1 protein-coding gene and 1 pseudogene are annotated in these 3204 nt (G+C 71.8%); one reads left to right on the plus strand and one right to left on the minus strand.

Annotation, left to right across the window (positions count from 1 at the left end):
- Positions 1 to 905, plus strand: a pseudogene (locus VF794_RS17320) (hypothetical protein); the annotation flags it as partial.
- Positions 906 to 908: 3 nt separating this feature from the next.
- On the opposite strand, the gene VF794_RS17325 reads toward VF794_RS17320, so the two are convergent.
- The coding region (locus VF794_RS17325) for an ABC transporter substrate-binding protein (RefSeq protein WP_331111783.1) at positions 909 to 3204 on the minus strand (2296 nt) is incomplete at its 5' end.

Here is a 3204-nt window from a genome sequence, read left to right on the forward strand (position 1 = left end):
GGCGCACCGCGCTTGGCCCCCAGGGCGAGGTGGTGTCGCTCGTATCGTGGGCGCCACCAGCGGACGCGGGGGATGGTGGCCTGGAGGGGGGCGAGGGCGCGACGCTCGTGGTGCTCGCCCCGGATGGAGGGGTGTTGCGCTCGGGGCCGGTGGAAGGCTTCGCGGGGGAAGCGCGGGTGGCGTTGGACACGCGCGGGGACATCTTCCTCTTCGCGGCGGGTGGGCCCCTGTCGCGCGCCGAACCGGAAGACGGAGGCCCGGGCTTCCACACCGTGCCGCTGCTCGCGGAGGTACCGGATGCGGGGGCCTCGCTCGCGGTGGCGGGGGACTGGCTCTTCGCGGGGACGCGGGCCTTCGTGGGGGTGGATGGGGGCCTGTCCGGCACGGTGGACTGGAGTGCGGGGCCTCGGGTGACACGGCCGCTCGACGAGCCCGTGCTGTTGCTGGACGACACCGGCTACGCCTTCGCCTGGGCCTGTCCGCGCACGGATGGCGCGCCCTGCGCGCCGGAGGAGGAGCGGCTCCTGCTGCGCGCGCTCGACGTCCGGGGAGGCGGGGTGCGCTGGGAGGACTCCCTGCTTCCGGACGACGCCCCGGGGACACTGCACGAAGCGGCGTTGATGCAGGGCGGCGCGGTGAGCACGGTGACGAGCATGAGACTCCCGGGGGGCTCACGGTCTCACGTGCAGGTGTTCGCCGAGGGCCAGCGGCTCATGGCGTGCCCGCTGTCCGGCTCTCCCCGCGTGGCCGGTGCCGCGTACGCGGGGCGCTTCGTCTACATCGCGCTCGAGCGCGATGGCGCCTGGTGGCTGGAGGCGTTCGACCTCGGGTCGCTCGTCACGGCGGAGACGCGCGGGTGGCCCCAGGGGGCGGGTGTCTCCGGCTCGCGGCGCGCACGCCCCTGAGGCTCAGCGCGTCTCCTCCTCCTTCTCCGCCTTGTCCATCCACAGATCCTCGAAGCGCACCTGGGGCGGCGTCTGGTGCAGCCGCAGCCCCTGCACCCGTCCGTTCGCCGCCGTGTGAACGCGGTGGTGGAAGAGGGGGATGATGGGGCAGTCCTCGTGCACCAGCCGTTCCGCGCGCCGGTAGAGCTGCTTGCGTTGCCCCGGGTCGATGGTGACGCGTGCCTCCGTCGTGAGCTTGTCCAGCTGCTCGTTGCGGTAGCCCAGCGAGTAGATGGTCTGGGCCTTCGAGCTCAGCAGGAAGTGGAGGAAGTTGTCCGCGTCCGGGAAGTCGGCGATCCACCCCACGCGGAAGGCGGGCAGCCGGCCCTCGCGCCGCCGCTCCGTGAACTCCTCCGCGCTCAGTTGGATGTGCTGGAGTTCCACCAGCCCCGCCTCCACCAGCGGCCGGAAGAGGATGGCGTCCTCGGCCGAGCTGTCACGCCCCTCCGCATTGTGGATGGTCAACGGCAGCACGCGCACCCCGGCCTCGCGCAGCAGGCGCTCGGCCAGGTTGATGTCCAGCTGCGGATCGGGCAGCAGCCCCTCGTCGTCCAGCAGCTCCGGCGGCGTCACCGAGCGGGCCACGCGCGCGCCCTTGTGGAAGCGGTCCACCAATCCCTGCACGTCCATGCCGGCCCGGAGGGCCTTGCGGACCCTTACGTCACTGTACGGGGCCTCGCGCAGGTTGAAGCCGAGGAACGAGGTGGACGGCGTGGTGCTGGTGACGACCTGCTGCCCTTCCACCTCGAGCGAGTCCACGTGGGTGACGAACAGGTGCGAGACGAGGTCCACCATCCCCTCGCGCAGCGCGGCCACGGCCTGCTCGCGCGACTCCAGCAGTTGGAACTCCAGCCGGTCCAGCATCGGCTGTCCCTTGCGCCAGTAGGTGGGGTTGCGCTCGAGCGTGATGAGGCTCGAATCGAAGCTCACCTGCCGGAAGGGGCCCGTGCCCATCACCTGGCCGCTCGCGTTCAATCGGGCCACCGCCGTGCCCGGCAGGGCCATCAGGTGGAGGAAGAAGGACTTGGGCTCCTCCAGCCGGATTTCGAGCGTCAGGTCGTCCAGCACGTCGATGCCCGTCACCTCGCGCGCCTTGCCCTCCGCGAACGCCTTCGCGCCCTCCACGTCCTCTAGCAGGCCGCGGTCCGGCGACTTCGCCACCGGGTCCAGCAGCCGCTCGAAGTGGCGCTTCACGTCGCGCGCGCTCAGCGGCTGCCCATCGTGGAAGGTGACGCCCGGGCGCAGGTAGAAGCGGTAGCGGCGCGCCGAGGGGTCCGCCTCCCAGCGCTCGGCCAGATCCGGCCCCAGCATTCCATCGTCCAGCCGCAGCAGGCTGGAGAAGATGCAGCAGCTCATCTCCAGGAGTTGGTTGTCCACGGCGAAGAGCGGATCCAACACCCCCTGCGCGCGGACGAAGGCCGTCTGGTGGATGCCCGCGCGCAGTGTGCCGCCCGAGTGCGGGGCGGGCAGCCGGAAGCGGAACACCTCGCCGTCCAGACTGGCCGCCTCGTGCGCCAGTTGCTCCACCGTGCGGCTCAGTCCGTCGCCGATGCGGATGACCTGGAGCGCGTCCTCGCGCACCCGCGCCACCTCCTCACCGATGGCCGAGTCCCCGCGCATCAGCACGTCGTGCGCCGCGCGAATCTCCTCGATGGCCGAGCTCAGCCGCACCACCGCGTTGGACAAGTCCCGGCCGGTGCGCGCCTGGCCCTCCGCCTTGTGCGAGGCCTCCTGCGCCAGCTTCGCCATCTGCTGCGTCTGGTGCACCAGCTCGCGCCCGTGACTCGACTGCTCCATGGCCGCCCGCGTCACGTCGTCCACGCGCCGCGCCACCCGCCGGCTGGCATCCACCACCGTGGAGCCCTGGGCCTCCAGCCGCTTCGTCTCCGCCAGCGTCGCCTCCACCGCCGAGAAGGTGCGCTGGGTGATGGTGCGGATCTCCATCAGCGCCTCGGCGGCCCGGTCCCCCAGCAACACGCCTGTACCGGCCTGCTCGCGGCCCTCCTTCACCAGCGACACCGCCGTGTCCACCTCCCGGCGGATACCGCCCACCATGGTGGCGATCTCACGCGTGGAGCGCGCGGTGCGCTCGGCCAGGCCACGGATTTCGTCCGCCACTACGCCGAAGGGGCGGCCCTGCTCACCGGCCTGGGCGGCGATGATGGCGGCGTTGAGCGCCAGCAGGTTCGTCTGGTCGGCGATCTCCTGGATGACGTCCACGATGCGGCCAATCTGCGTGGAGCGCACCCCGAGCGAGTCC

The sequence above is a fragment of the Archangium sp. genome (genome assembly GCF_036389735.1).
Taxonomy (GTDB): Bacteria; Myxococcota; Myxococcia; order Myxococcales; family Myxococcaceae; genus Archangium.